The organism is Oceanitalea stevensii (genome assembly GCF_014837105.1).
Classification (GTDB): domain Bacteria; phylum Actinomycetota; class Actinomycetes; order Actinomycetales; family Actinomycetaceae; genus Oceanitalea; species Oceanitalea stevensii.
The window spans coordinates 94,051-119,037 of the sequence record NZ_JACSPO010000003.1 but is presented as its reverse complement, the minus strand read 5'-3'; the positions used below and the strand labels follow the sequence as shown (position 1 = coordinate 119,037).

The following is a 24,987-nucleotide window of genomic DNA, read 5'->3' as shown; positions in this document are numbered from 1 at the left end:
GTGTCCGAGGGGGGACTTGAACCCCCACGCCCTAATACGGGCACTAGCACCTCAAGCTAGCGCGTCTACCTATTCCGCCACCCGGACGAGTGGTGTCCTCCAGCAACCGCGGCCGCTGGCGACGTCCCAAAAGATAGCACGGCCGCGAGGGCCGTTTCGAACCCGGGCGGCCGTTCCGGGCGGAGTGTGGCGAGCGCCACGACCGGCGACCTGCGCGCCCCCACCGAGGGTTGGCCGTGTCGTCGGGCTGAGGGGCGCGCGGTGCGCCACACTGGGCACGTCGAGCACACGAGGAGGCCGCCCGGATGAGGCTTTTCGGCAAGGTCCGCACCCGCCGACCGGAGCCAGGTGGCCCGCCCGCGAGCGGCCGCGCACCGTCGCCGGTCGACCGGAGCCTGGCACGTGCCGCACGGATGCCTCGCGCGTCGTCGTCGGCGGCGCGGGTGTCGGTGCGCCGCATGCCGGAACGGGCGATGCACGCCGAGCGCGACCCCTTCGACGTCCCCAGGTGGCTGCGCCGCTACGGCCTCATGGCGTGGCTGCTCATCGGGATCGTCATCGTCGTGGCGATGGCCGTCTTCGCGACGACGCGCATCCAGGCGGTGTTCATCGCCGTCTTCGTGGCTCTCGTCATCACCTCCGTCCTCTACCCGGTGGTGAGCGCTCTCGCTCGCGTGATGCCACGCGCCCTGGCCACCGCCGTCGCCATGCTGGGCTCACTGGCCGTCGTCGCCGGCATCTTCACCTACGTCATCACCTCGGTGGCCGGGCAGTGGGAGGACCTCGCCGACCAGTTCGGCCAGGGCATCGACGACATCTTCGAGTTCCTCGAGACGGGGCCGCTGCCCATCCACTTCACCCAGGCCGAGATCTACGACTGGATCAACGGGCTCGTCGCGGAGGCCCAGGACTACGTGTCGCAGAACGCCGGCACGCTCGCCGGCCAGGTGCTGAGCAACGCCGGCGCCGTCGCCCTCATCTTCACCGTGCTCGCGCTGAGCATCTTCGTCACGGTGTTCTTCCTCCTGCGCGGCGGGGACATGTGGCGCTGGTTCATCAACCAGCTGCCGGCCCGGTCCCGGGAGAACGTCCACCGGGCCGCGAGCTCGGGCTGGTACACCTTCGCCGGCTACGCGCGCGGCACGGTCATCATCGCCTTCGCCGACGGCGTGCTCGCCTTCATCCTCCTCGCCATCGTCGGGGTGCCGCTCGCCGCCCCCCTCGCGGTGCTCGTCTTCATCGGCGCCTTCATCCCGCTCATCGGGGCCCCGGCCGCGATGGTCATCGCGGCCGTCGTCGCGCTGGCCGCCGGCGGCATCGTCGACGCGCTCGTCGTGACGATCGGCATCGCGCTCATCGGGCAGATCGAGGGCCACCTCCTCCAGCCGCTCGTCATGGGCCGGCAGGTCTCGCTGCACCCGGTCGTCGTCGCGCTCGGCGTCACGGCGGGCACCTTCCTGGCGGGCCTGCTCGGCGCCATCATCGCCATCCCGATCCTGGCCGTCCTCTGGGCGGTCTACTCCGCGCTGCACGAACCCGACCCGCCCGTCGAGGGCGACATGCCCGACCCTCGCGGCATCGCCGAGGGCGTCCAGCGCCGTCGCCAGCGGCACAACGAGCGCGGCGCCGACGACGAGGTCGCCGAGGGCCGGCCGAGCGTCGGCGGCGTGCGGGGCTGACTCAGCGGAAGTCGCGGGAGCGCGAGGCCACCCGGAGCGGGAGGTCGCGCACGTGGTCGGCGACGAGGTTGAGCACGCCGTCGCCCCGCTCCACCGTCCCGCGCACCACGAGTGCCGCGCTCGTGCGGGCGACCTGCCGGTAGCGCGCCCACAGCCCGGGGCTGCACACGACGTTGAGCAGGCCCGTCTCGTCCTCCAGGGACAGGAAGGTGACGCCGCCCGCCGTCCCGGGCCGCTGCCGGTGGGTGACGACGCCGGCCACCTCCACCCTGCTGCCCACCTCGGCGGTGGCCAGCCCGCCGATGCTCGCGATCCCCTGGGCGGTGAGCTCGGGGCGCAGGAACTGGGTGGGGAAGCTGTCGGTGGACACCCCGGTGGCCCACACGTCGGCGACGGCGGTCTCCAGCTCGTCCATCCCCGGCAGCATCGGGGCCTCGAACCCGACGGCGGTGTGCGGCAGGGTGGCGTGCTCCCCCGCCAGCACCCCCGCGGCCCACAGCGCCGCACGCCGCTCCAGGCCGAAGCAGTCCAGCGCGCCGGCCGTGGCCAGGGCCTCGAGCTGGGCGGCGGTGAGCCGCACCCGCCGGGCGAGGTCGGCGATGTCGGCGAAGGGTCCGTTCGCGTCCCGCTCGGCCACGACCCGCTCGGCGGTCCTCTCCCCGATGCCGCGGACCGGGGCCAGCCCCAGCCGGACGGCCAGGTGCGGGTGCGGGTCGACCAGCCGCCGCCCACTGCCCACGTCCCGTGGCACGTCCTCGGGCGGGCGTGATCCAGCTGTCGGCGCGGGGCCCGCCCCCTCCTCACCGAGAGCTGAGTTGTTACTCCGCTCGACCACGGCCTGGGCCTGGGAGGTCTGCACGTCCGCCCGCAGCACCCGGACGCCGTGGCGGCGGGCGTCGGCGACAAGCGTCTGCGGGGAGTAGAAGCCCATCGGCTGCGCGGCGAGGAGCGCCGCGTAGAAGGCCTCGGGGTGGTGGACCTTGAGCCACGCGCTGGCGTAGACGAGGTAGGCGAAGGAGAAGGCGTGGGACTCGGGGAAGCCGAAGTCCGCGAAGGCCTTGAGCTTGTCGTAGATCTGGTCCGCGACGGCGCCGGTGACGCCCTTGCGGGCCATGCCCTCGAGGAGCCGCCCGCGCAGCGCCTCCATCCGCTCGGTGGAGCGCTTGGAGCCCATCGCCTTGCGCAGCTGGTCGGCCTCCCCCGGGCTGAAGTCCGCGACGTCGATGGCGATCTGCATGAGCTGCTCCTGGAACAGCGGCACGCCGAGGGTCTTGGACAGCGCCGGCTCGAGCAGCGGGTGGAGGTAGGTGACCTTCTCCCGGCCCCGGCGGCGGTTGATGTACGGGTTGACCGAGTCGCCCTGGATCGGGCCGGGGCGGATGAGCGCGACCTCGACGACGATGTCGTAGAAGTTCCGCGGCCGCAGGCGCGGCAGGGTGGCCATCTGGGCGCGGGACTCGACCTGGAACAGGCCGACGGTGTCCGCCGCGCACAGGAGGTCGTAGACGCGGGGGTCCTCCTGCGGCAGGGAGTGCAGGCCCACCGGCGGGGTGCCGGGCGCCGCGTGCGCGTTGACCTCGGCGAAGGCCAGGCGCAGGGCGGTGAGCATGCCCAGGCCGAGGAGGTCGAACTTCACCAGGCCGGCGTCGGCGCAGTCGTCCTTGTCCCACTGCAGGACGGTGCGCCCGGGCATCGTGGCCCACTCCACCGGGCAGACCTCGACGACGGGACGGTCGCACAGCACCATCCCCCCGGAGTGGATGCCCAGGTGGCGGGGCAGGCGCAGCATCTGCTCGGCGATGTCGACGACGTCGTCGGGGATGCCGGCGACGTCGTCGGCGGGTGAGGGGCCGCGACCGTCACGGGCGCCGCGTGCGTCGCCGCCGTCGTCGGGGTTGCGCAGGCTGCGCCACCGCTCGATCGACTTGCTCCACGCGTCCTGCTGCCCGAGGTCGTAGCCGAGGGCACGGGCGGCGTCGCGGACCGCCGAGCGGGGCCGGTAGGAGATGACGTTGGCGACCTGCGCGGCGTGGGTGCGCCCGTAGCGCTCGTAGACGAACTGGATGACCTCCTCGCGGCGTCCGGACTCGATGTCGAGGTCGATGTCGGGCGGGCCGGAGCGGCCCGGGGAGAGGAAGCGCTCGAAGAGCAGCCGGTGCTGGACGGCGTCGACGGCGGTGATCCCCAGCGCGAAGCACACCGCGGAGTTGGCCGCCGAGCCGCGGCCCTGGCACAGGATGCCCTGCTCGCGGCAGAAGTCGACGATCTCGTGGACGATGAGGAAGTAGCCGGGGAAGTCGAGGTCGATGATGACCTGCAGCTCGTGCTCGATCATCGCGTAGGCGCCGGGGATGCGTTCGGCCCCGCGCGGCCCGTAGCGCTCGGCCGCGCCGCGGTAGGTGAGCTCGCGCAGCCAGGTGGCCTCGGTGTGCCCGGCCGGGACCGGGTGCGGCGGCAGGTTGGGGGCCACGAGCGCGAGGTCGAAGGCGCACTCGGCGCCGAGGTCCGCGGCCGTCGTCACCGCCTGCGGGTGCCGCGCGTGGATCGCGGCCATCTCCGCCGCCGAGCGCAGGTGGGCGGCGGTGGGCGGGCGCCAACCGTCGATCTCCTCCAGGGTGGCGCGGGCGCGGACCGCGGCGAGGACGTCGGCGAGCGGCTGGTCGGCGGGGCGGGCACAGTGGACGGCGCCGGTGGCGACGAGCGGCAGGCGCGCCGCGGCGGCGAGCTCGGCGAGGGCGTCGTTGCGGGCGGAGTCGAGCGGGTCCCCGGTGTCGGTGATCTCGACGGCGACGTTGTCCCGCCCGAAGAGCGAGGTGAGCTCGTCGAGGGCGGCGCGCGCGGCCCCCGGTCCGCCGGTCTCCAGGGCGCGGCGCACCGCACCCTTGCGGCAGCCGGTGAGGACGAGCCACTGCCCGTCCGCGGCCTCCGCGAGCGCCGGCAGGCGGTAGTCGCTGCGGCCCTTCTCCCCCGTGGCGAGGTGCGCCTCGGCGATGGCGCGGGACAGGCTGCGGTAGCCCTGCGGTCCCCGGGCCAGGGCGAGGAGGTGGTTGCCGGGCGGGTCCATCTGGCCGGTGGCGCGCTCGGCGGAGCCGAGGGTGAGCTCGGCACCGATGACGGCGGGCAGCCCGATCCGGCGGGCGGCCTCGGCGAAGCGGACGACGCCGTAGAGGCCGTCGTGGTCGGTGACGGCCAGGGCCGACAGCCCGAGGCGGTGCGCCTCGACCGCGAGCTCCTCGGGCTGGTTGGCGCCGTCGAGGAAGCTGAAGGCCGAGTGCGCGTGCAGCTCGGCGTAGCGCGGGGTCACCTCAGCCTCCTGTCGTACATGTGTTCGATTCTAGGCCGTGCTCGCGGGTGCCCCCAACCCGTGCCGCGGAGTACCGTCGACTCATGAGCACCGACGACGTCGTCGACCGCGACCTGCCCCGCCTGACCGAGGCCGACCGGGATACCCTCCTGTCGCCGGAGCTGGAGACGCTCCGCCTCGCCGGCACCGGGGGTGACGGCCTCGGCGTGCCGGTCCTCGAGACCTGGCAGGAGGTGCCCGTCCCCGGCAGCGAGCATCTCGACCTGGCCGCCCCGTACGACGGCAGCGACTGACAGGACACCCGAGGGCGCAGATGGACGACGACGGCGACGCGCGGGTCCGGGAGGTGATGGCGGCCCTTGACCGGCGCACGTTCCTCCCGCCGGACCAGCACCGCTTCGCCGACGCCGACCAGCCCCTGAGCATCGGCCACCACGCCACCTGCTCCCAGCCGAGCACCGTGGCGCGGATGCTCACCCTGCTCGACGCGCGCCCCGGGCACCGCGTGCTCGACGTCGGCTCAGGGTCCGGGTGGACGACGGCGATCCTCGCCCGGCTCGTGGCGCCGGACGGCGAGGTGCGCGGCGTCGAGCTCGAGCCGGCACTCGTGGAGACGGGGCGCGCGAACCTCGCGGCCGCCGGTGTCGCGGCAGCCATCGAGCCGGCCGTCCCCGGCGCGCTCGGCCTGCCCGGCCACGCCCCCTTCGACCGGGTCCTCGTGTCCGCCGAGGCGCGCCGCCTCCCCCGCGCCCTGGTCGACCAGCTCGCCGACGGCGGGCGCATGGTCGTCCCCGTCCGCGGCGAGCTCGTCGTCGTCGACCGCTCCGGTGACGAGGTGACGACGCGCGCCTTCGGCAGCTACCGCTTCGTCCCGCTGCGCAGGCCCTAGGACGCGGCGAGGCCCGCACCCCGGCGCGCGGGGGGCGGGCCTCAGTGCGTCCCACCCGGTCAGGGGGTGCGGCGCACGCCCAGGGTGTCGGTGCCGTTGCCGTCCCAGTCACCGACGAGGACCGCGTCACCGGCGCGGCCGTAGGTGAGGACGCGGTCGGCGTCCCCGCCCGTCAGGGAGTTCCTCACGTGGTACGTCGCCCCCCGGCGGACCGCGAAGGTGTCGCGGCCGTCGCCGTCCCAGTCGCCCGCCAGGGTCACGTCACCCGCGCGGCCGTAGGTGAGCACGACGTCGGCGTCGCCACCGGCGATGACGTTCCGCACGTGGTACCGCGCGCCGCGGCGGACGGCCAGCGTGTCGGAACCGTCGCCGTCCCAGTCGGCGACGACGACCTCGTCGCCCGCGCGGCCGTACCGGACCACGACGTCCGCCTCGCCCGACGCCATCGTGTTGCGGACGTGGTACTCCGCCCCGCGACGCACCGCGAAGGTGTCGCGCCCGTCGCCGTCCCAGTCGCCGACGAGGACCGTGTCCCCTGGCCGGCCGTAGACGACGACGCGCTCGGCGTCCCCGCCCCGGGCGGCGTTGTTGACGTAGAACCGGTTCCCGCGGCGCACCGTGAGGGTGTCCGTGCCGTCACCGTCCCAGTCGCCCACGAGGACCTCGTCGGTGTGCCGGCCGTACTGGAAGGCGACGTCGGCCCGCCCGTCCCAGTTGTTGTTGAGGAAGAAGCCGTACCGCTGAGCGCCGGGCTGAGGCTCGGGCTCGGGCTCCGGCTCGGGGAGCAGGGCGAGGGCGGCCATCGCCTGGCGCAGCACGGCCGCCTGCGCCGCGTCGTCGACGTCGGAGCCGCTCACCTGGGCGACGACGAGCTCGAGCTGCTCGACGGCGAGGTCCAGCTCGCCGTCGTCGGCGTGCCGCAGGGCCTGTCCGGCCGCGGTGGCGAGCTCGTTGGCGAGCGCCTCGGGGATCCGGCCCTCCGTGGCGAGGTCGCCCACGAGGTAGGCCAGGTCGGAGTACCACGCCTGGTCGACGGCGACGTCGGCCGGCACGTACCCCTGCTCCACCGCGTGCTCGGTCGCGACGGCGACCCGCTCGGCGTACGCCTCGGGCGTGGGGTAGAGCTCGCCGAGCACGTCCTCGGCCAGCGGCGTCGAGCTGCCGTCGAGGAAGCAGAAACCGGGACCGGAGTTGACGCCGCTGTTGACGCGCACGGGCACGTCCTGCGCGGCCAGGCGGATGCCGCCCTGGGCGAGGCCGAGCTCGTCACGGACGATCTCGCCCTCGTCGTCCAGCTCGATCGGCTCCGCGGTCGGCGGCTGGACGCCGTGGGCGACCCACGCGACGGTGTGGTCGTACACGGCGGCCTGCACCTGGTGCTGGGGCACCCGCGAGAGGGAGGGCAGGTCGCAGGTCTGCGGGAGGTCCGGGTGCCCACCGGGCAGCGTGCCGATGTCGCGCAGGCGCAGCGGCCCGTAGTCGGTGATGAGCTTCCAGTCACCGTGCGAGGCGCCCGCCACCTCCCAGGTGCGCAGGACGTCCGAGTCGGGCTGGCGCTCGGCTGCCCCGAGGAGGTTGATCGCGACGTCACCCTCGGAGTTCAGCTTGAACAGCGGGGTGTCGAGGTCCGTGCGCACCTGTCCCCCGCCGCCGTGGAGGACGACCGCGTCCACGACGTCGGCGAGCGGGTGGATGCTGTTGTAGTAGGTGTGCAGGCGGCCCGCGGACTGCGAGTGGCCCGTGGCGATGACGTACTCCGGGTCGAGCGGTCCGAGCGGGTCGGTGCCGGCCGGGTCGCGCAGCGCCTTCACGGCCTGGCTGAAGACGTCGTAGGACAGGGAGTCGTCCTCGACGGTTCCGCCGTCGGTGAGGTCGAGCGTCCCGTAGCGCTCCGGGCTCCACGCCTTGAGCCCGGTGGCCGAGTGCACGCCGGCACGCTGGGCGGAGACACCCACCCACGTGTAGCCCTCGCGCATGAGGTGCTCGTGCGTCTGGAACCAGTCGACCTCCTGGTCCCACTGGTTGGAGACGTTGAGCCACTCGGCGACGACGACGCCGTTGGAGTCGGCCTCCTCCGCCGGGCGGCGGACGACGAGGCGCGTGGTGTACGGGTGACCGGTGCTGGTGACGACGGCGTCGGACAGCCCCTGCGTGGCGTACCGGGTGGCCTCGCCGGAGACGAGGAACTCCTCCTCGACGTAGCCGGCGGCGTCCAGGTCGACGTCGGTGGCGAGAAAGGGGTAGCCGTGCGCGGGGTCCCCGACCTCGCTGGTCGCGGGGACCGGCCCCGTGACGGTGGGCGCGGGGACGTTCTCGCCGGCGGCCTGGGAGTCGAACCCCTCGGGGCCCGGTGGTGCGGCGGCGGCGGACGGACCGAGCAGGGCGGGGATGGTGAGGGCGGATGCGGCGACGAGCGCCGTGAGTGTGCGCGCCATGGGTGCTCCCGGGATCGACGGTGGCCGGGTGGCCAGGCCTGAGTACGGACGCTCCAGAACCTAGGAGGGGGTTCTGGTGGTGTCAATGGTTCAGTTCCGGCCGAAAGGAGTACCGTCTGCCCATGGCCGATCTCCGGGACGCCACCTCGCGCGCCGTCACCGCCCTGCGCTCGTTCGGGCCGATGACCCGCGCGGAGCTCGCCCGGCGCACCGGGCTGCCGAAGTCGACCGTCTCGGGCGTCGTCGCCGCCCTCCTGACGGCGGGGACCATCCACGAGACCGGTCAGGCGACCCGGGCCCTGCCCGAGGGACGGCGCGCCGAACGAGGGCGCGGGCGGCCCGGGACGCTCCTCGCCCTCGACGCCGGGCGCGGTGAGGTCGTGGGGGTCGAGTTCGGCGCCTCCCACGTCCGGGCACGGGTGGTGGACGCCGGGCACGGCCACGGACCGGGCGCGGTGCGGCGCCTCCCGCTGGCGTACGGCGCCGGCGACGCCCTGGACGCGACGCTCGACCTCGTGCGCGAGCTCAGCGGCCGGGAGGACGCCGCCCCGCTGCTCGGTGTGGGGCTCGCCCTGGCGCTGGGGCTCGGACCGGCGGCGACGCCGGCCCCGACCGGGCCGCAGGGCATGCGTCAGGGGTGGGAGGACCTCGACCTCCCGGCGGCGCTCGCCGAGGCCCTCCGGGCGCCGGTGGTGGCGGACAACGACGCGAACTGCGCGGCGCGCGGGGAGCTCCTGTGGGGTGCGGCCCGCCCTTACGACGACCTCGTCCTGCTCAAGTTGCACGCCGGCGTCGGCGGAGCCGTGGTCATCGACCGTCAGGTGCAGACCGGCCGCCGCGGGGGCGCCGGGGAGTTCGGGCACGTGCCCGTCGACCCGCGCGGACCGCTGTGCCGGTGCGGGGGCCGGGGGTGCCTGGAGGTCTACGCCGGGGTCCCCGCCGTGCTCGAGGCGCTGACGGTCCGGCACGGGGGACTGCCGACCCCGCGCGAGGTGCTCGGGGCCGCGGCCGCCGGTGACCCGGCGTGCCGCCGCGCGCTGCGGGACGCCGGGGAGGCGACGGGGCAGGTGGCGGCCTGGCTGTGCAACGCGCTCAACCCGCAGGCGATCGTACTGACCGGGGCCCTCGCCGGGGCCGGTGAGCTGCTCGCCGGCCCGGTGCGCGAGTCGGTGGCGCGCACCGCGCTGCCGCTCAACGCCGACGTCGACGTGGTCGTCGGGACGCTGGGCCGCGACGCCGGCCCGCTGGGAGCCGCGGCGCTGGCCCTCGCCTCCCTGCCGGTCTGAGCCTCGGTCAGTCGTACAGGCCCTCCACCCACCACTGGCCCGACTCGAGGGCGAGGAGCTGGGCGACGCCGTCGGACAGGGCCACCTGGAGCCAGGCACGGCGGCGCCCCTTGCCCCACCAGCGCTCCCACATCGGCCACGGGCCGGCCCAGCCGACCACCTCGCGGCTGCCGTCGTCGTCGACCACCCGCGCGGGCTCCCCGCTGAGCCGCACGCGTCCGTCCACCGTCACCGGGGCGCCCGCGGCGTCGAGGACGACGACGGCGCGCCGCTCGTCCAGGAGGGTGGCCGGGGCGGGGTCGGGCAGCCGGCCGGGCCAGGGGGCGTCGGGACGCAGGACGGGCACGGGGTCGTCACCCCAGGCGACCAGCCGCACCCGGGTGCGCGGGTCGCGCCCGCCCTGGAGGACGGGCACGAGCACGCCCTCGGCACCGAGGAGGCCCTGGACGCGCAGCGCGGCCCGCTCGGCCTGCACCTCCCCGCGCCCGCGGCGCCCCCACAGGCCGTCGCTCACGACCCCGGCGGGGCTGATCTCCTGGGCGAGCAGCTCGAGGTGGACGAGGGGCGCGCTGGGCGGGCGGGCGCTGCGGCCCGAGAGCCAGCCGTCCAGCTGCCAGCGCACGCGGTCGGTGAGGTCGGCGGGGCTGGGGGCGACGTCCAGGCGCCAGGTGCGGGCCAGCTCGGTGCCGTCCTCGGTGCGGGCGAGCACCTGGACGCGCCCGCACACGACGCCGCGGCGCTGCAGCCGCTCGGCGAGCTCCTCGGCCAGGGCGCGGGCGGCGAAGGCGGCGACGTCGGAGCGGGCGGCGGGCGGGTCGAGGTCGGTGCGCACGGTGACGTCCTGCTCCGGGCGGCGGGGCGCGGGCACGGAGACGTCCCCGCCGCGGGCGAGGCGGTGGGCGAGCAGCCCGAGGGTGCCGAAGCGGGCGGCGACGTCACCGGGGGCCAGGGCCGCGAGCGCCCCGAGGGTGCGCAGCCCGAGCCGGCGCAGAAGGTCGGTGAGCTCGCCCAGCTCGGCGCGCCGCTCCCGGGTGGTGGCGGCGAGCTCGAGGCGGCGCACGTCCTGCGGGGCGAGGAAGGCCGGCCCCTGCCCGGGCGGCACGACGATCCCGGCCCGCGAGGCGAGGAGGGCGGCGAGCAGGCCGTCGGCCACCCCCACCTGGCACTCGGCGCCGGTGTCCTCCGCGACTGCCCCGACGAGCAGCTCGGCCAGCGCGTCCTCTCCCCCGGCGTGACGGGCCGGCCCGCGGGCGGCCATGAGGAGCACCCCGGGACGGGCGACCTCGACGCCGGCGACGACGTCCTCGACCGCCTGGACGAGCGGCTCGAAGGCGCGGGCGTCACGGTTCTCGTCCGCGGCCAGCAGGACGAGCTCGGGGCACAGGCCCTGGGCGGTGCGCCGCCGCATGCCCTGCCGCACGCCCTCCGCGCGGGCGGCCGCCGAGCAGACGAGGACGCCGCGGGAGTCGTGGACGGCGACCGGCTCGTGGCTGCCGACGACACCCTCGGCGACGGCGGCGGCCACCGGCCAGTCCGGCACCCACAGCACCGCCCGGCGCAGGGCCGACACCCCGGCCTGCGCCGGGTCCGCGGTGGGCGCCGTCATCAGGACACCGCCCGCAGGCGGGAGCCGGTACCGGCCGCCACCACCTCGGGGGCCGGAGCCGCGACCTCGCGACCGCCGTCGGCCACGACGTCCAGGCCCGTGGAGGTGAGGCGCACCCGGACCCGGCCGGCGACGCCGCTGCGGCCGCGGCCGTGCACGGTCATCTCCCCCGCCTCCACCCGCCCCCAGCCACGCCCGAGCCCGCCGGTGCGGGCCTCCCCCGCCCGGAGCACGACGTCGGCGCCCGGCCAGTGCGCCGTGCTCAGCAGCACGGCCCCGCGGGTGCGCAGCCGCGCCGACAGCAGCCGCCGGTCGCGCGCGCTCAGGGCGCGGCAGTCCCCGACGGCCAGGACGTCGACGCCGTCGACGAGGGCACCGACGACGGAGGCCGCCTCCGGCCCCGGCCTGGGCACGAGGAGGCTGCGGCCCAGGTGCAGCCCGGCGTCGGCCGCGGCCTGCAGCCCGATGTCCGGCAGGGCCGCGAGCGCGACCCAGCCCTCCCCCTGGGCGGCGGCCAGCAGGGTGAGGAGCAGGGAGGAGGAGCCGCCGACCTGGACGACGCTGCCCCGGCGCAGCCCGGCGGGCGGGAAGAAGCCGGCCAGTGCCGAGGGGACCGGCAGGTGGTCCGCGCCCGCGGCGGTGCGCGCCCCGGCTCGCGACGGGACGGGAGCGGGGGCGGCGGGCCCCTCGGGAGCCGGCACGGTGCCGGGAGCCGGCACGGCGTCGGGAGCCGGCACCGCGGGGAGGCGGGAGGCGACGGGACGGCGGGAGGAGGCGTCGTCGTCGGCAAGAACCGCCAGCCGCGTCCGCAGGCCGGCCGCCGCCTCGGCCCGTTCCAGGGCCCGGCGCGCGGTCGCCATGCGCTCTGCCGGGGTCATCGCCACCTCCACAGTCTATCGAACAGTTGTTCGATGATGACAGGTGGGACCGACATCGTCGGCGTGCCCGTCGCGGCATCCCGCGCCCCCACGCCGTAGGTTGAGAGTGAACCCACACCAAGGAGGCCTCGATGGACCTGCAGCGCCCCGTTGCACCCGCACCCTACGACCTGCTGCCCCCCGTGCCGTCCTTCACGGTGACGAGCACCGACATCACCGACGGGCAGCCCCTGGACCGGATGTTCGCCGCCGACGGCGAGAACGTCTCGCCGCAGCTCGCGTGGTCCGGCTTCCCCGAGGAGACGCAGAGCTTCCTCGTCAGCTGCTTCGACCCCGACGCCCCCACGCCGGCCGGCTACTGGCACTGGACCGTCGTCGACCTGCCCGCCGACCTCACCGAGCTCGAGCAGGGCTGGGGCGAGAGCGACCTCATGCTCCCCGGCGCGGCCTACCACGTGCGCAACGACGCCGGCACCCACGACTTCACCGGTGCGGCCCCGCCCGCCGGGGACCGCCCGCACCGCTACGTCTTCGCCGTCCACGCCCTCGACACCGACTCCCTCGAGCTCGACCCCGACGACAGCCCGACGAAGGTGGCCTTCACGGCCCTCTTCCACACCATCGCCAGGGCCGTCATCACCCCCACCTACCAGAAGTGAGCGAGCCGACGACGACGGCGGACGGCTCGGTCCGGTACGGCACCCTCACCTGGGTGCCGGCCCTGCAGCGCCCGGACCTGCTCGCCGAGCCCGTGCGCGCCGCGCTCGAGGCGCTCGAGCAGGCCGACCGGGTGCACGTCGCCGAGATCGACCCCGAGCTCGCCGACACCGCGGCGATGACCGAGGCCTACGAGCTGCCGCTGGAGGCCTCGGTCAACTGCGTCCTCGTCGCGGGCAAGCGCGCCGGCGAGGAGCGGGTGGCCGCCTGCGCGGTCCGCGCGACCACCCGGGCGGACGTCAACTCCACCGTGCGGCGCCTGCTCGACGTCCGCAAGGCCTCCTTCTGGCCGACCGACCGCGCCGTGGAGGCCTCGGGGATGGAGTACGGCGGCATCACGCCCGTCGGCCTGCCCGCCGGGTGGCGGCTGCTCGTGGACGCCGCGGTCGCCGGCGGGCCGGTGATCGTCGGCAGCGGCGTGCGCCGGTCCAAGCTGCTGCTGCCCGGCGAGGTGCTCCTCGCGCTGCCCGGCGCCGAGCCGGTCGAGGGGCTGGGCCTGGCCGCCGAGCCGTGAGCACCGCCCCCTCCTCCCGCCCTGTGCCGTCGCGTCTCCTGCGTCACGCGCGGGTGGCGACCGGCGCCCTGTTCTTCACGAACGGGGCGCTGTTCTCCAACCTGCTGCCGCGCTACCCCGCGATCAAGTCCGGGCTGGACCTCACGAACACCGAGTTCGGGCTCGTCGTCATCGCCTTCCCCGTCGGCGCGATCATCTCCGGACTCGCCGCCGCGGCGGCGATCCGCCGCTGCGGGGCGGCGAACGTCGCCGTCGCCGGCACGGTCCTCACCGCGGCCGGGCTCGTCGCCGTCGGCTGGGCGCCGGCGCTGTGGCTGATCGTCGCCGCCCTGTTCGTCGCGGGCTCGGCCGACTCGATCACCGACGTCGGGCAGAACAGCCATGGGATCGCCGTCCAGCGCGGCTACGGCCGCTCGATCATCAATTCCTTCCACGCGGTGTGGAGCGCCGGGGCGGTGACCGGCGGCCTCATGGGCACGGCGGCGGCCGCAAACGAGGTGCCGCTCGGGGTGCACCTCACGGTCTCGGGCGTGCTCTGGGTGCTCGTCGCACTCGTCGCCCGCCGCTTCACGCTCCCGGCCGGGATGTCGGTGGGGCCGCCGCTCGTCGAGGAGCACCACGCCACTGCCGGCGGCGCCGTGCCGGCGTGGCTGCGCCGCCCGCCCGTGTTCCTCGCCGCGCTCGTCCTCATCGCGATGAGCGGGACGATGGTCGAGGACGCCGGGAGCACGTGGTCCGCGGTCTTCCTCACCCAGGAGCTCGACGCCGGTCCCGCCCTGGCGGGCCTGGGCTTCGTCGCGATGGTCGGTGCCCAGCTCGTGGGCCGGGTGCTCGGGGACCCGATGACCGACCGCCTCGGTCAGCGGGCCGTCGCCCGGTTCGGCGCCGTCCTCATCCTCGTCGGCATGGGGCTGGTCGTGGTCGGGCCGTCCGCCGTCGTCGTCATCGTCGGGTTCGCGCTGGCCGGCTTCGGTTCCGCCACGCTCGTCCCCGCCGCCATGAACGCGGCCGACGACATGCCCGGCATGCGGGCCGGGAGCGCCCTCACCATTGTCTCCTGGCTCATGCGGGTGGCCTTCGTCGTCTCCCCGCCGCTCGTCGGGGCGATCGGTGACGCGCTCGGTCTGCGGGCGGGTCTGGCCGTCGTGCCGGTCCTCGCCGTGGGGACGCTGCTGCTCGCCGGGGTGCTGCGGGGCCGGGAGCGCTGAGGCTCAGGCGGGCGGGAGCCGGCGCTGGTCGCCGTCCTGCTCGACGAGCGCGGTGAAGATCTGGGCGAAGAGCTCCTCGACGCGGGCCTCGATGGCGGCGGCGTCGGTGGTCTGACCCTTGCGGTCGTGCAGGGCCATGAGCTGGATCGCGCCGTCGAGCTTGTCGGCCTGGGCCAGCCAGCCCTCGGCGCGGGTGACCTCCTCGGGGCTCGATGCCGTGGCGAGGGCGCGCTGGGCCTGCCCGCGCAGGACGTCCACGGAGCGGCGCAGCCCCTCGGGACGGGAGCGGGAGGCGCGGGCCTTGGTGAGGCTGTCGAGGATCCTCTGCGCCTGCCGGGCCAGCTCGGGGTTCTCGCGCAGCATGGCGGCCCCCTTCTTCACCACGGGGTAGACCACCGGCCCGAACTTCGCCGCGGTCTTGAGGATCGTCGTCACCTTGCCCATGTGTCCTGCTCCTTCCGTCTGCCCCGAGGTTATGTCCTCGGCCGTGCCTCCCGCGCGCCGGTGGGAGGATGTCCCGGTGTTCCATGTCATCTTCCACGAGCCGAAGATCCCGCCGAACACCGGCAACGCCATCCGGATGGTCGCGTGCACCGGGGCGACGCTCCACCTCGTCGAGCCGCTCGGCTACGAGCTGACCGACGCGCACCTGCGCCGCGCGGGGCTGGACTACCACGACCTCGCGCGCGTGGTCGTCCACCCCGACATCGACGCCGCCCTGGCGGCCGTCGCGCCGGGCCGCGTGTACGCCTTCACGGGGCACGCGACGGTGGGCTTCTCCGAGATCCGCTACGAGCCCGGCGACGCCCTGCTCTTCGGGACCGAGACGACTGGCCTGCCCGCCGAGCTGCTCGCGGACCCGCGCGTCACGGAGCGGGTGCGCATCCCGATGGTGCCCGGCGTGCGGTCGATGAACCTGTCGAACTCCGCGGCGATCGGCGTCTACGAGGCATGGCGCCAGCAGGGGTACGCCGGAGCGTGAGAAGGCGTTGCCCGTGCCGGGGGCGTGTGTTGTGATGCACACGCCCGAGCGCTGCGCGCTCACGCCAGCACCGACGGAGGACGCACGACGATGACCGCGACCAGCACCGACGAGACGCAGACCCCCTCGGCCGCCCTCCGTGCCCGCCAGCGCCCGCTCAAGGACGCCTACAAGCAGGACCCGGCCGGCGCGCTCGTCACGAGCACCGCGACGGCGCGGGTCGACCAGGGTGCGCTGACCGCCACCGTCCCGACGTGGGCGGGGGACGTCGTCGCCGGCCTCCACCCGGCCACCGGCGGTGACGGCAGCCAGGCGTGCTCGGCGGACATCGTCCTCCAGGCGCTCGTCGCCTGCGCCGGCGTCACCCTGTCCTCCGTCGCGACGGCGATGGGCGTCCAGCTGCGCTCGGCCTCGGTCACGGCCAACGGCACGTGGGACGCCCGCGGCACCCTCGGGGTCGACCGCGAGGCGCCGGTCGGGCTCAGCTCCGTGGAGGTGCTCGTCGACCTCGACACGGACGCCGACGACGCCACCGTCGCCAAGCTGCTCGAGCTCACCGAGCGCTACTGCGTCGTCGCGCGCACGCTCACCGCTCCCCCGCCGGTCACCGTCCGCCGCGCCTGACGGCGGCGCTACTCGAGGTCGAAGCGGTCGCGCGCCGCCTCGATCTCCTCCTCGTGCGCGGCCGACCAGGCGAGCAGCGCGTCGACCGGTTCGCGCACGGTCTTGCCCAGGGGCGTCATCGCGTACTCGACGGCGACGGGCCGGGTGGCCAGCACCGTGCGGCTGACGAGCCCGTTGCGCTCCAGGCGCCGCAGCGTGGCGGTGAGCGACTTCTGGGTCACGCCCGGGACGGCGCGCCGGAGGTCGTTGAAGCGGCTGGGCCCCTCGCACAGCTCACTGAGCACGTGGAGGCTCCACCGGTCGAGCACCTGACCGACGAGCTCGCGGTGCGAGGCGCTGACCTGCGCGGACAGTGACGCGGTATCGCTCATGAAACCTGGTCTCGTTGAGGTGCTCGCCGGGCGGCCGGTAGGAAGGGGATGCCCCCTTCCGCCACACCCTAGAGGAGTCCCCATGACCGTCCACCGCCTCAGCCCCGCGGGCCTCGCCCGCGACACCCCGTACCACCACGTCGCCGTCGCCACCGGTACCCGGCACGTCCACGTCGCCGGCCAGGTGGGTCAGGACCCCGACGGTGTCCTCGCCGAGGGTCTCGCCGGCCAGACGGCCCAGGCCCTGCGGAACGTCGCCGTCGGACTGCGCGCCGGCGGGGCGACCTTCCACGACGTCGTGCGGCTCACCGTCTATGTCACCGACTGGGAGGTGGAGCGGATCGCGGACTTCATGGCGGGCGTGGAGGCGGTGGCCGAGGAGGTCGGCCTGTCGCTGCCGATGCCGGCGGCGTCGCTCATCGGGGTGAGCACGCTGTACACGCCGGAGATCCTCGTCGAGGTCGAGGCGACCGCCGTCGTCGACTGACGCCGCTCAGGCGGTGACGTCGATCGACGCGAAGGGGTCCCGCGCGCACTGCATCGTCGGGTCGATCTCGCAGATCGTCTCGGCTCCCGTGAGGTCGACGGACACCTCGACGACGCCGGGCGGCACGTCGTCCGGGAGGCGCACGGTGCCGACCGCCCCACCGTCCGCACCGGGCTCGAGCACGCCGAGGGTCGCCGTGTACGGCCCGTCGGCCGAACCCTCGGCGGTCCGCTCGGACGTCAGCCGGATCTCGTAGCGCGCGCGGTCCGGCAGGCGCTGCTCGCAGCCGTCGACTACGGCGGCCCCGGCCACCTCGACGCGCAGCTCGTCGCCGGGCCCGACGGCAGCGGGCGCGAGGACCGGCTCGGCCGGCCCGCAGTACGCCGTCGTCGGCCCGGTATCGACACAGCCCGCAAGCCCCACCGCGGCGAGCAGCAGGGCGGCCGCCGTCGGCCGGGTCCGTGTGGGCACCTCACCACGGTAGCGGTGAGGGCGCCCGCCGGGGCGCGGTCGGCTACCGCGTCGCGTAGAAGACGACGGCGGCGGAGGCGGCGACGTTGAGGGAGTCGACTCCTGCAGCCATCGGGATGCGGACGACGCGGTCGGCCATCTGGAGGACCCGCGGGGCGAGGCCGTGGCCCTCGGGGCCGAAGACGAAGGCCGAGCGCTCGTGGCCCTCGGCCACGTACTCGTCGAGGCTGATCGAGTCGTCGCTCAGCGCCAGCGCGGCGACGGTGTAGCCAAGACGCTGGGCCTCCTCGATGGCGCCGGGCCACGAGTCCAGGCGGGTCCACGGCACCTGGAACACCGTGCCCATGGACACCCGGACGGAGCGGCGGTACAGCGGGTCGGCGGAGGTGGGCGTCATGAGCACGGCGTCCACCCCGAGCGCCGCGGCGCTCCGGAAGGCGGCGCCGAGGTTCGTGTGGTCGACCATGCCGTCGAAGACCGCCACCCGGCGGGCGCCGGCCACGACGTCCGCGACCTCGCGCAGCGGCGGGCGGTGCATCGCCGCCAGCGCGCCGCGGTGGAGGTGGAAGCCGGTGATCGCCTCGAGCACCGGCTCCTCGGCGACGAACACCGGCACGTCCGATCCGCCGTCGTCGGCGCCGCAGGCCCCGGTGATGACAGGCGCCATCGTCCCGAGCCACTTCTCCGCCATGAGGAAGGAGCGGGGACGGTGGCCCGCCCGGATCGCCCGCGTGATGACGTTGGTGCTCTCGGCCATGTACAGGCCGCGCTCGGTCTCCAGGCGCCGGCGCAGCGCGAGGTCGGTGAGGCCGGTGTAGTCGAGGAGGCGGTCGTCGGTGGGGTCGGTGATGCGGATGAGCGGCACCGGACCATTCTGCCGTGCGCGATCCAGCTGTCGGCGCACGGGGGTGGGGGTGCGCGATCCAGCTGTCGGCGCAAGGGGGTGGGCGTACGGGATCCAGCTGTCGGCGCACGGGGGTGGGGGGGTGCGGGATCCAGCTGTCGGCGCGAGGCGGTACCGGGGTGCCTCTACTCCTCGGCGAGGGCGGGGGCGGCGAACTGGCTGCGGTAGAGGCGGGCGTAGGCGCCGTCGGCGTCCAGGAGCTCCTCGTGGGTGCCCTGCTCGACGATGTCGCCGTGCTCCATGACGAGGATGACGTCCGCGTCACGGATGGTGCTCAGCCGGTGGGCGATGACGAAGGACGTGCGGCCGCTGCGCAGCCGGGTCATCGCCTGCTGGACGAGCATCTCGGTGCGGGTGTCGACCGAGCTCGTCGCCTCGTCGAGGATGAGGAGCTGCGGCTCGGCGAGGAAGGCGCGCGCGATGGTGATGAGCTGCTTCTCGCCGGCGGAGACGCCGCCCCCCTCCTCGTCGATGACGGTGTCGTAGCCGTCCGGCAGGCTCTGGACGAAGCGGTCGACGCTCGCCGCCTCGGCCGCCCGGTGCACGTCCTCCTCGGTGGCGCCGTCGCGGCCGAAGGCGATGTTCTCCGCGATCGTGCCCTCGAAGAGCCACGTGTCCTGCAGGACCATGCCGATCGGCTCGCGCAGGTCGTGGCGGGTCATCTCACGGGTGTCGACGCCGTCGATGAGGATGCGGCCGGAGTCGATCTCGTAGAACCGCATGAGGAGGTTGACGAGGGTGGTCTTCCCCGCCCCGGTGGGCCCGACGACGGCGACCGTCTGCCCCGGCTGGACGTCGAGGTCCAGGTGGGTGATGAGCGGACGCTCGGGGTCGTAGCTGAAGGCGATGTCCTGCAGGCGCACCGCGCCGCGCACCTGGGCGGGCCGCTTGCCCGGATCGGGGTCGGGCGACTGCTCGGCGGCGTCCATGATGTCGAAGATCCGCTCCGCGGAGGCCACACCGGACTGGACGAGGTTCGCCATCGACGCGAGCTGCGCCAGCGGCTGGGTGAACTGCCGCGAGTACTGGATGAAGGCCTGCACGGAGCCGAGGCTGAGGTCGCCCGAGGCGACCCGCAGCCCACCGACGACGGCGACGAGCACGTAGTTGAGGTTCCCGACGAACCCCATGACCGGCATGATCGTGCCGGAGATGAACTGGGAGCGGAAGCTCGCGCGGAAGAGCCGCTCGTTGTCCTCGTCGAAGCCCTCGCGCACGGCGTCCTGCGCGTTGAAGGCGGTGACGAGCTCGTGGCCGGTGAAGGCCTCCTCGACCTTCCCGCCGAGGTCACCGGTGGACTTCCACTGCGCCACGAAGTGCGGCTGCGCGCGCTTGGCGATGGTGGCCGTGGCCCACGCGGAGACCGGCACGGTGACGAGGGCGATGAGGGCGAGCTGCCAGGACAGGACGAACATCATGACGAGCACCCCGACGACCGTGACGATCGAGGTGACCACCTGGGAGAGCGTCTGCTGGAGGGTCTGGGAGACGTTGTCGATGTCGTTGGTGACGCGGGACAGGACGTCGCCGCGCGCCCGCGAGTCGAGCTCGCGCAGGGGCAGGCGGTCGATCTTGGCCTGGACGTCGCGGCGCAGCTGGAAGGCGGTGCGCTGGACGATGCCGGCGAGCATCCGCCCCTGGATCCAGAGGAACACCGCCGAGCCGATGTAGACGGCGAGGACGAGCATGGCCATGCGACCGAGCGCGTCGAAGTCGATGCCCTGCCCGGGCACGACGTTCTCCATGCCGCCGACCATCTGGGCGACCTGGTCCTGCCCCGACGCGCGCAGCGCCGCGACCGCCTGCTCGAGCGTGGAGCCCGGCGGCAGCATCCGGCCGACGACCCCGTTGAAGACAATGTCGGTGGCGCGCCCGAGCAGCGTGGGTCCGAGCACCTGGAGCCCGACGGCCACGACCGCCAGGACGAGCACGACGACCAGCCGCACCCGCTCCGGCGCCATGGCGCGGAGCAGCCGCTTCAGCGAGGCGCCGAAGTTGGCCGACTTCTCGCCCGGGGGAAGGCCCGGGCCTGGACGGTGGTGGCTCATGCCGCCTCCTGCGCGCTCAGCTGGGACAGCACGATCTCCTGGTAGGTGGGGTTGTCCTCCATGAGGCCGGCGTGGGTGCCGCGGCCCACCACCCGGCCCTCGTCGAGGACGACGATCTCGTCGGCGTCGCGGATGGTCGCCACCCGCTGGGCGACGATGAGGATGGCGGCGCCCGCGGTGGCCCCCGGCAGCCCGGCCCGCAGGCGGGCGTCGGTGGCGTAGTCGAGCGCCGAGAAGGAGTCGTCGAAGACGTAGAGGTCCGCCGGCTTGAGGAGCGCGCGGGCGATCGCCAGGCGCTGCCGCTGCCCGCCGGAGAAGTTCGAGCCGCCCTGCTCCACCCTGGCGTCCAGGCCCAGCCCGGTGACGAACTCACTCGCCTGGGCCGCCTCGAGCGCGGTCCACAGCTCCGCGTCGGTCGCCTCGGGCCGCGCGAAGCGCAGCGTCGAGGCGATGGTGCCGGAGAAGAGGTAGGCCCGCTGCGGCACGACGGAGACGCGCGCCCGCAGGTCCGCGGGCTCGAGCTCGCGCACGTCCACTCCTCCGGCTCGCACGACGCCACCGGTGGCGTCGACGAGCCGCGGCAGGAGGTTGACGAGCGTGGACTTGCCCGAGCCGGTGGAGCCGACGATCGCCGTCGTGCGTCCCGGTTCCAGGCGCAGCGAGACGTCGTGGAGCACCGGGGCGGCCGCGCCCGCGTAGCCGAAGCTCACGCCGTCGAGCTCGATGACGGTGCGCCCGGCGGGCAGCCGGCGGGGCCGCGACGGGGCGACGATCGCGGGCTCGGTGCCGAGGACCGCCTCGATGCGGTCGGCGGACACCGCGGCGCGCGGCACCATCATGAACATCATCGAGGCCATGAGGACCGACATGAGGATCTGCATGAGGTAGTTGAGGAAGGCGACCAGCGAGCCGACCTCCATCGCCCCGGAGTCGATGCGCCCGGCGCCGAACCACACGACCGCCACCGACGAGGCGTTGATGACCACCTGGACGGCGGGGAACATCAGCGCCATGAGGTAGCCGACGGTCAGGCTCGTGCCCATGAGCTCGCTGTTGGCGCGGGCGAAGCGCTGCCGCTCGCTCGGCTGGCGGTTGAAGGCGCGGATGACCCGCACACCGGAGATCTGCTCGCGCATGACGAGGTTGATCCGGTCGATGCGGCCCTGGATGAGCTTGAACAGCGGCCCCATGCGCAGCGCGATGACGACGATGAGCCCGAGCAGCACCGGGACGACGACGAGCAGCAGCGACGAGAGCCCCACGTCCTGGCGCAGCGCCATCACCACGCCGCCGACCATCATGATCGGCGCCATGACGATGACGGTGAAGGTCATGAGGGTGACCATCTGGACCTGCTGGACGTCGTTCGTCGAGCGGGTGATGAGCGAGGGGGCGCCGAAGCGGCCGGCCTCGGCCACCGAGAAGCGCTGCACCCGGCTGAAGACGGCGCGGCGAAGGTCGCGGCCCACGCTCGTCGCGGCACGCGCACCGAGGTAGACCGCGCTGATCGCGCAGGCGACCTGGACGGCGCTGATGAGGAGCATGAGCGCGCCCACGCGCATGATGTAGCCGGTGTCCCCCACGACGACGCCGTTGTCGATGATGTCGGCGTTGAGGCTGGGCAGCGACAGCGCGGCGAGCGTCTGGACGAACTGGAGCAGCACGACCACCAGGACGTCGCGGCGGTACGGGCGCAGGTGGCGCCGCAGCAGGGTGAGGAGCATGTCAGCCTTTCACTTCGCCGCCGGTGGGTCGGCTCCGTCAGGGTAAGACGCCCCACCGACATCCCCCGACCGATTTCGCTGAGGGCGGGCACGGACGATGACGCCGACGCCGTCCGGCCCGCGTTGCGTCGCCCTTTCCCCACCTGCGCCACCCGCCGGAAAGTGCGACCCGTGACCGGGAAGGACGACCCAAGGTGCAGGGACGCGGGCATGACGACGGCGCCCCCCCCCCCGGGGGGGGGGGGGCCCCCGTCGTCGTCGCTGGCTACTGCTGGGGCCAGTCGGGATCCTGCTCCGGCTGCGCCGTGGTGGGCGGGCCGGCCGTGGGGCCGGGCTGGTTCGCGCTCGGCGGCGGCGGCTGACGGTGCGAGCCCGGCGCCGGCGGCGGGGGCGTGGGCGCGCCCGCGGGCGGGGCGAAGCGCGACTGGTCGGCGGCACGGCGGCCGCCGGCCTGCGGCTCGTCCTCCGCCGGCCGCTGGCCGCGCTCGGCGGAGTCGGAGAAGGGACGGCCGGAGCGCTCCCCGGCGGCGTTCGCCTCCGACGTGGCCTGCTGCGCCTCGCTGCGGGCCTGGGCCAGCGCCTCGTCCGGGTCCTGGAGGTTCGTCTCTGCCAGGCCCGAGGCCATCGAGCTGTCGTGCGGGCCGAAGTCGACCTGCGGGGCCGGGCCGTCGTCGTCGTCGGGACCGCCGAGCGGCCCTCCCCCGCCGAAGCCCTTGGAGATCGCACCCAGGGCGGCGGTGAACTCGGTGGGGATGACGAAGAACTTGCTCGACTCCTTGTTCGCCAGCTCCGGCAGCATCTGCAGGTACTGGTAGGCGAGGAGCTTGGGGTCGGGCTTGCCGCGGTGGATGGCGTCGAAGACCTGGAGGATGGCGCGGGACTCACCCTGCGCCTTGAGGATCGCGGACTGCGCCTCGCCCTCGGCACGGAGGATCGCGGCCTGCTTCTCACCCTCGGCGGTGAGGATCTGGGACTGCTTGACGCCCTCGGCGGTGAGGATGGCGGCGCGGCGGTCCCGCTCGGCGCGCATCTGCTGCTCCATCGAGCCCTGGACGCTCTGCGGCGGGTCGATCGCCTTGAGCTCCACCCGGTTGACGCGGATGCCCCAGCGGCCGGTCGCCTCGTCGAGCACCCCGCGCAGCTGGCCGTTGATCTGGTCGCGGCTGGTGAGGGTCTGCTCGAGGTCCATCGAGCCGATGACGTTGCGCAGCGTCGTCACCGTCAGCTGCTCGATACCGGTGATGTAGTTGGCGATCTCGTAGGTCGCGGCCTTGGGGTCGGTCACCTGGAAGTAGATGACGGTGTCGATCGACACGACGAGGTTGTCGGACGTGATGACCGGCTGCGGCGGGAAGGAGACGACCTGCTCGCGGAGGTCGACACCGGCGCGGACGCGGTCGACGAACGGGATGAGGAAGTGCAGGCCCGCGTACATCACGGTGTTGAACTTGCCCAGCCGCTCGACGATGAGCGCGACGGCCTGCGGGACGATCCGCACCGCCCGCCAGATCGCGATGATGACGAAGAGGGCGAGCAGGACGAGCACGACGGTGAGCACGAGGCTCCCGGTGTTGTCGTTCACATGGCTCCTTCGGGGTAGGTGACGGGCAGGGGCGCGACGACGGCGGTCGCCCCGTCGATCCGGACCACCTGGACGGTGGTGCCCGTGGGCAGCAGGCTGCCGGGCTCGGCGGCGCGGGCGGTCCACACCTCACCGGCGAGCTTGACGCGCCCGGCGCGGTCGGTGCAGTCGACGAGGACCTCGGCGCTGCGGCCGACGTGCGCCGCGACGTTGGTGAGCGTGTCAGGGGTGGAGCGCTTGAGGTAGCCCAGCGCCCACGGGCGCACGACGGCCAGGAGCACGACGGAGACGACGGCGAAGGTGAGGATCTGGGCCCACAGCGGCGCCCCGAGCATCGCGACGCCACCGGCCGCCAGCGCACCGCCGGCGAACATGAGGAAGATGAGGTCGACGGTGAGCATCTCGACCACACCGAGGACGAGTGCTCCGCCCAACCACCACAACCACGCCATCGTCGTCCCTCCTCCGCCCCGATCCTAGCGACCGCGTCCGGCCGCGCGGGCGGTCCAGCGCCCGCGGTGCCGCTCGACCTCGAGGTCGAGGCCGAAGGCGCGCGACAGGTGCTGGGGGGTGAGGACCTCCTCCAGCGGGCCGGCCGCCTCGACGTGTCCCTCGCGCAGGAGCAGCCCGTGGGTGAAGCCCTCGGGGATCTCCTCGACGTGGTGGGTGACGAGCACGATGACGGGCGAGCGGCGGTCGGTGGCGAGCTCCCCGAGGGCGGCCATGAGCTCCTCGCGGCCCCCGAGGTCCAGGCCCGCGGCCGGCTCGTCGAGGAGGAGCAGCTCGGGGTCGGTCATGAGGGCTCGCGCGATCTGGACGCGCTTGCGCTCCCCCTCGCTGAGGGTGCCGAAGTTCCGGTCGGTGAGCTGCTCGACCCCGAAGGCGGCGAGCAGGTCCCGGGCGCGGGAGGTGTCGTAGTCGTCGTAGGACTCGCGCCAGCGGCCGGTGACGCCGTAGGAGGCGGTGAGGACGACGTCGAGCACGCGCTCGTGGCCGGGGATGCGGTCGGCGAGGGCGGCCGAGGCCAGGCCGATCCGGGTGCGCAGCTCGGAGGTGTCGACCGCGCCGAGGCGGTCCCCGAGGACACGGACCGTGCCCTCGCTGGGGAAGAGCCGACCGGCGGCCATCTGGAGCACGGTCGTCTTGCCGGCGCCGTTGGGGCCGAGCACCACCCAGCGCTCGCCGTCGTTGACCGACCAGCCCACGCCGTCGAGGATCGTCTTCGACCCGCGTCGCAGGGTCACGTCGGCAATCTCCAGCACATCGCTCATGGACCGA

23 protein-coding genes and 1 tRNA gene are annotated in these 24,987 nt (G+C 74.4%); 10 read left to right on the top strand and 14 right to left on the bottom strand.

Translation table 11 applies throughout. From position 1 onward, the window contains the following. Position 1: 1 nt before the first annotated feature. Positions 2-87 (bottom strand) — tRNA-Leu (locus H9624_RS08170). A gap of 326 nt (positions 88-413) precedes the next feature. On the opposite strand from H9624_RS08170, the gene H9624_RS08165 reads away from it, so the two are divergent. Next, positions 414-1,679: an AI-2E family transporter gene (locus tag H9624_RS08165; RefSeq protein WP_251839405.1), complete on the top strand. Its 1,266-nt coding sequence runs from the start codon at positions 414-416 to the stop codon at positions 1,677-1,679. Between the two features lies 1 nt (position 1,680). Here H9624_RS08165 and H9624_RS08160 read toward each other — a convergent pair whose 3' ends face one another. Beyond that, entirely contained in the window at positions 1,681-4,983 is a 3,303-nt protein-coding gene (locus H9624_RS08160; protein ID WP_251839404.1) for an error-prone DNA polymerase, read from the bottom strand. Positions 4,984-5,066: 83 nt separating this feature from the next. Here H9624_RS08160 and H9624_RS08155 point away from each other — a divergent pair, with 83 nt between their 5' ends. Continuing rightward, positions 5,067-5,276 carry a hypothetical protein gene (locus H9624_RS08155; protein WP_251839403.1) on the top strand — a complete coding sequence of 70 codons (210 nt, stop codon included), beginning with the start codon at positions 5,067-5,069 and terminating at the stop codon, positions 5,274-5,276. 20 nt (positions 5,277-5,296) lie between these two features. After that, positions 5,297-5,872, top strand: a complete 576-nt coding sequence (locus H9624_RS08150) for a protein-L-isoaspartate O-methyltransferase family protein (RefSeq protein WP_251839402.1) — start codon at positions 5,297-5,299, stop codon at positions 5,870-5,872. Between the two features lie 59 nt (positions 5,873-5,931). On the opposite strand, the gene H9624_RS08145 is transcribed toward H9624_RS08150, so the two are convergent. After that, on the bottom strand, positions 5,932-8,307 hold the full coding sequence (locus H9624_RS08145) for an alpha/beta hydrolase domain-containing protein (RefSeq protein ID WP_251839401.1): 2,376 nt from the start codon (positions 8,305-8,307) through the stop codon (positions 5,932-5,934). A gap of 122 nt (positions 8,308-8,429) precedes the next feature. Here H9624_RS08145 and H9624_RS08140 point away from each other — a divergent pair, with 122 nt between their 5' ends. Then, positions 8,430-9,593: an ROK family transcriptional regulator gene (locus H9624_RS08140; protein WP_251839400.1), complete on the top strand. Its 1,164-nt coding sequence runs from the start codon at positions 8,430-8,432 to the stop codon at positions 9,591-9,593. Between the two features lie 7 nt (positions 9,594-9,600). On the opposite strand, the gene H9624_RS08135 is transcribed toward H9624_RS08140, so the two are convergent. Together H9624_RS08135 and imuA' are read right to left on the bottom strand one after the other, a co-directional pair. After that, a complete protein-coding gene (locus H9624_RS08135) occupies positions 9,601-11,199 on the bottom strand; it encodes a Y-family DNA polymerase (RefSeq protein ID WP_251839399.1) in 1,599 nt (532 codons plus the stop codon). Further along, a complete protein-coding gene (imuA', locus tag H9624_RS08130; RefSeq protein WP_251839398.1) occupies positions 11,199-12,077 on the bottom strand; it encodes a DnaE2-dependent mutagenesis accessory factor ImuA' in 879 nt (292 codons plus the stop codon). The genes H9624_RS08135 and imuA' overlap by 1 nt, the downstream gene beginning before the upstream one ends. 131 nt (positions 12,078-12,208) lie before the next feature. On the opposite strand from imuA', the gene H9624_RS08125 reads away from it, so the two are divergent. The 3 genes from H9624_RS08125 to H9624_RS08115 are packed head-to-tail and all read left to right on the top strand — an operon-like array spanning position 12,209 to position 14,516. Next, positions 12,209-12,736, top strand: coding sequence for a YbhB/YbcL family Raf kinase inhibitor-like protein (locus H9624_RS08125; RefSeq protein ID WP_251839397.1), 528 nt, complete (start codon positions 12,209-12,211; stop codon positions 12,734-12,736). After that, positions 12,733-13,308, top strand: a complete 576-nt coding sequence (locus H9624_RS08120) for a YbaK/EbsC family protein (RefSeq protein ID WP_251839396.1) — start codon at positions 12,733-12,735, stop codon at positions 13,306-13,308. The genes H9624_RS08125 and H9624_RS08120 overlap by 4 nt, the downstream gene beginning before the upstream one ends. After that, complete coding sequence (locus tag H9624_RS08115) at positions 13,305-14,516, top strand: MFS transporter (protein ID WP_251839395.1); 1,212 nt, start codon at positions 13,305-13,307, stop codon at positions 14,514-14,516. The genes H9624_RS08120 and H9624_RS08115 overlap by 4 nt, the downstream gene beginning before the upstream one ends. A 3-nt stretch (positions 14,517-14,519) precedes the next feature. Here the strand turns inward: H9624_RS08115 and H9624_RS08110 are convergent, their stop codons facing one another. Continuing rightward, positions 14,520-14,960, bottom strand: coding sequence for a hypothetical protein (locus tag H9624_RS08110; protein WP_251839394.1), 441 nt, complete (start codon positions 14,958-14,960; stop codon positions 14,520-14,522). Positions 14,961-15,036: 76 nt separating this feature from the next. Between H9624_RS08110 and H9624_RS08105 the strand changes: the two genes are divergently transcribed. Then, positions 15,037-15,498 (top strand): tRNA (cytidine(34)-2'-O)-methyltransferase, encoded by a 462-nt coding sequence (locus H9624_RS08105; RefSeq protein WP_251839393.1) that lies wholly within the window; start codon positions 15,037-15,039, stop codon positions 15,496-15,498. A gap of 90 nt (positions 15,499-15,588) precedes the next feature. Next, entirely contained in the window at positions 15,589-16,122 is a 534-nt protein-coding gene (locus H9624_RS08100) for an OsmC family protein (RefSeq protein ID WP_251839392.1), read from the top strand. An 8-nt stretch (positions 16,123-16,130) separates the two neighbouring features. On the opposite strand, the gene H9624_RS08095 is transcribed toward H9624_RS08100, so the two are convergent. Beyond that, complete coding sequence (locus H9624_RS08095) at positions 16,131-16,493, bottom strand: winged helix-turn-helix transcriptional regulator (protein ID WP_251839391.1); 363 nt, start codon at positions 16,491-16,493, stop codon at positions 16,131-16,133. 82 nt (positions 16,494-16,575) lie between these two features. On the opposite strand from H9624_RS08095, the gene H9624_RS08090 reads away from it, so the two are divergent. Then, entirely contained in the window at positions 16,576-16,980 is a 405-nt protein-coding gene (locus H9624_RS08090) for a RidA family protein (RefSeq protein WP_251839390.1), read from the top strand. A 6-nt stretch (positions 16,981-16,986) separates the two neighbouring features. On the opposite strand, the gene H9624_RS08085 is transcribed toward H9624_RS08090, so the two are convergent. From H9624_RS08085 to H9624_RS08055, 7 genes are all read right to left on the bottom strand, one after another. Next, positions 16,987-17,451, bottom strand: coding sequence for a hypothetical protein (locus tag H9624_RS08085; protein ID WP_251839389.1), 465 nt, complete (start codon positions 17,449-17,451; stop codon positions 16,987-16,989). Between the two features lie 43 nt (positions 17,452-17,494). Continuing rightward, positions 17,495-18,316, bottom strand: a complete 822-nt coding sequence (locus H9624_RS08080; protein WP_251839388.1) for a TrmH family RNA methyltransferase — start codon at positions 18,314-18,316, stop codon at positions 17,495-17,497. Between the two features lie 164 nt (positions 18,317-18,480). Further along, on the bottom strand, positions 18,481-20,403 hold the full coding sequence (locus H9624_RS08075; RefSeq protein WP_251839387.1) for an ABC transporter ATP-binding protein: 1,923 nt from the start codon (positions 20,401-20,403) through the stop codon (positions 18,481-18,483). Further along, positions 20,400-22,127, bottom strand: a complete 1,728-nt coding sequence (locus H9624_RS08070; protein WP_251839386.1) for an ABC transporter ATP-binding protein — start codon at positions 22,125-22,127, stop codon at positions 20,400-20,402. Before H9624_RS08070 ends, H9624_RS08075 begins: the two co-directional genes overlap by 4 nt. A 265-nt stretch (positions 22,128-22,392) precedes the next feature. Continuing rightward, positions 22,393-23,709 (bottom strand): SPFH domain-containing protein, encoded by a 1,317-nt coding sequence (locus H9624_RS08065; protein WP_251839385.1) that lies wholly within the window; start codon positions 23,707-23,709, stop codon positions 22,393-22,395. Further along, a complete protein-coding gene (locus tag H9624_RS08060; protein ID WP_251839384.1) occupies positions 23,706-24,161 on the bottom strand; it encodes an NfeD family protein in 456 nt (151 codons plus the stop codon). The genes H9624_RS08065 and H9624_RS08060 overlap by 4 nt, the downstream gene beginning before the upstream one ends. Positions 24,162-24,185: 24 nt before the next feature. Further along, positions 24,186-24,980, bottom strand: coding sequence for an ABC transporter ATP-binding protein (locus H9624_RS08055; protein WP_251839383.1), 795 nt, complete (start codon positions 24,978-24,980; stop codon positions 24,186-24,188). Positions 24,981-24,987: the final 7 nt, after the last annotated feature.

What these genes read in the sequence shown, in the direction of transcription:
- H9624_RS08145 (WP_251839401.1), bottom strand. Translation starts at nt 8,307, where the DNA reads ATGGCGCGCACACTCACGGCGCTCGTCGCCGCATCCGCCCTCACCATC.
- H9624_RS08155 (WP_251839403.1), top strand. Translation starts at nt 5,067, where the DNA reads ATGAGCACCGACGACGTCGTCGACCGCGACCTGCCCCGCCTGACCGAG.
- H9624_RS08110 (WP_251839394.1), bottom strand. Translation starts at nt 14,960, where the DNA reads ATGGGCAAGGTGACGACGATCCTCAAGACCGCGGCGAAGTTCGGGCCG.
- imuA' (WP_251839398.1), bottom strand. Translation starts at nt 12,077, where the DNA reads ATGACCCCGGCAGAGCGCATGGCGACCGCGCGCCGGGCCCTGGAACGG.
- H9624_RS08055 (WP_251839383.1), bottom strand. Translation starts at nt 24,980, where the DNA reads ATGAGCGATGTGCTGGAGATTGCCGACGTGACCCTGCGACGCGGGTCG.
- H9624_RS08075 (WP_251839387.1), bottom strand. Translation starts at nt 20,403, where the DNA reads ATGAGCCACCACCGTCCAGGCCCGGGCCTTCCCCCGGGCGAGAAGTCG.
- H9624_RS08165 (WP_251839405.1), top strand. Translation starts at nt 414, where the DNA reads ATGCCTCGCGCGTCGTCGTCGGCGGCGCGGGTGTCGGTGCGCCGCATG.
- H9624_RS08100 (WP_251839392.1), top strand. Translation starts at nt 15,589, where the DNA reads ATGACCGCGACCAGCACCGACGAGACGCAGACCCCCTCGGCCGCCCTC.
- H9624_RS08150 (WP_251839402.1), top strand. Translation starts at nt 5,297, where the DNA reads ATGGACGACGACGGCGACGCGCGGGTCCGGGAGGTGATGGCGGCCCTT.
- H9624_RS08095 (WP_251839391.1), bottom strand. Translation starts at nt 16,493, where the DNA reads ATGAGCGATACCGCGTCACTGTCCGCGCAGGTCAGCGCCTCGCACCGC.
- H9624_RS08140 (WP_251839400.1), top strand. Translation starts at nt 8,430, where the DNA reads ATGGCCGATCTCCGGGACGCCACCTCGCGCGCCGTCACCGCCCTGCGC.
- H9624_RS08070 (WP_251839386.1), bottom strand. Translation starts at nt 22,127, where the DNA reads ATGCTCCTCACCCTGCTGCGGCGCCACCTGCGCCCGTACCGCCGCGAC.
- H9624_RS08090 (WP_251839390.1), top strand. Translation starts at nt 16,576, where the DNA reads ATGACCGTCCACCGCCTCAGCCCCGCGGGCCTCGCCCGCGACACCCCG.
- H9624_RS08135 (WP_251839399.1), bottom strand. Translation starts at nt 11,199, where the DNA reads ATGACGGCGCCCACCGCGGACCCGGCGCAGGCCGGGGTGTCGGCCCTG.
- H9624_RS08125 (WP_251839397.1), top strand. Translation starts at nt 12,209, where the DNA reads ATGGACCTGCAGCGCCCCGTTGCACCCGCACCCTACGACCTGCTGCCC.
- H9624_RS08060 (WP_251839384.1), bottom strand. Translation starts at nt 24,161, where the DNA reads ATGGCGTGGTTGTGGTGGTTGGGCGGAGCACTCGTCCTCGGTGTGGTC.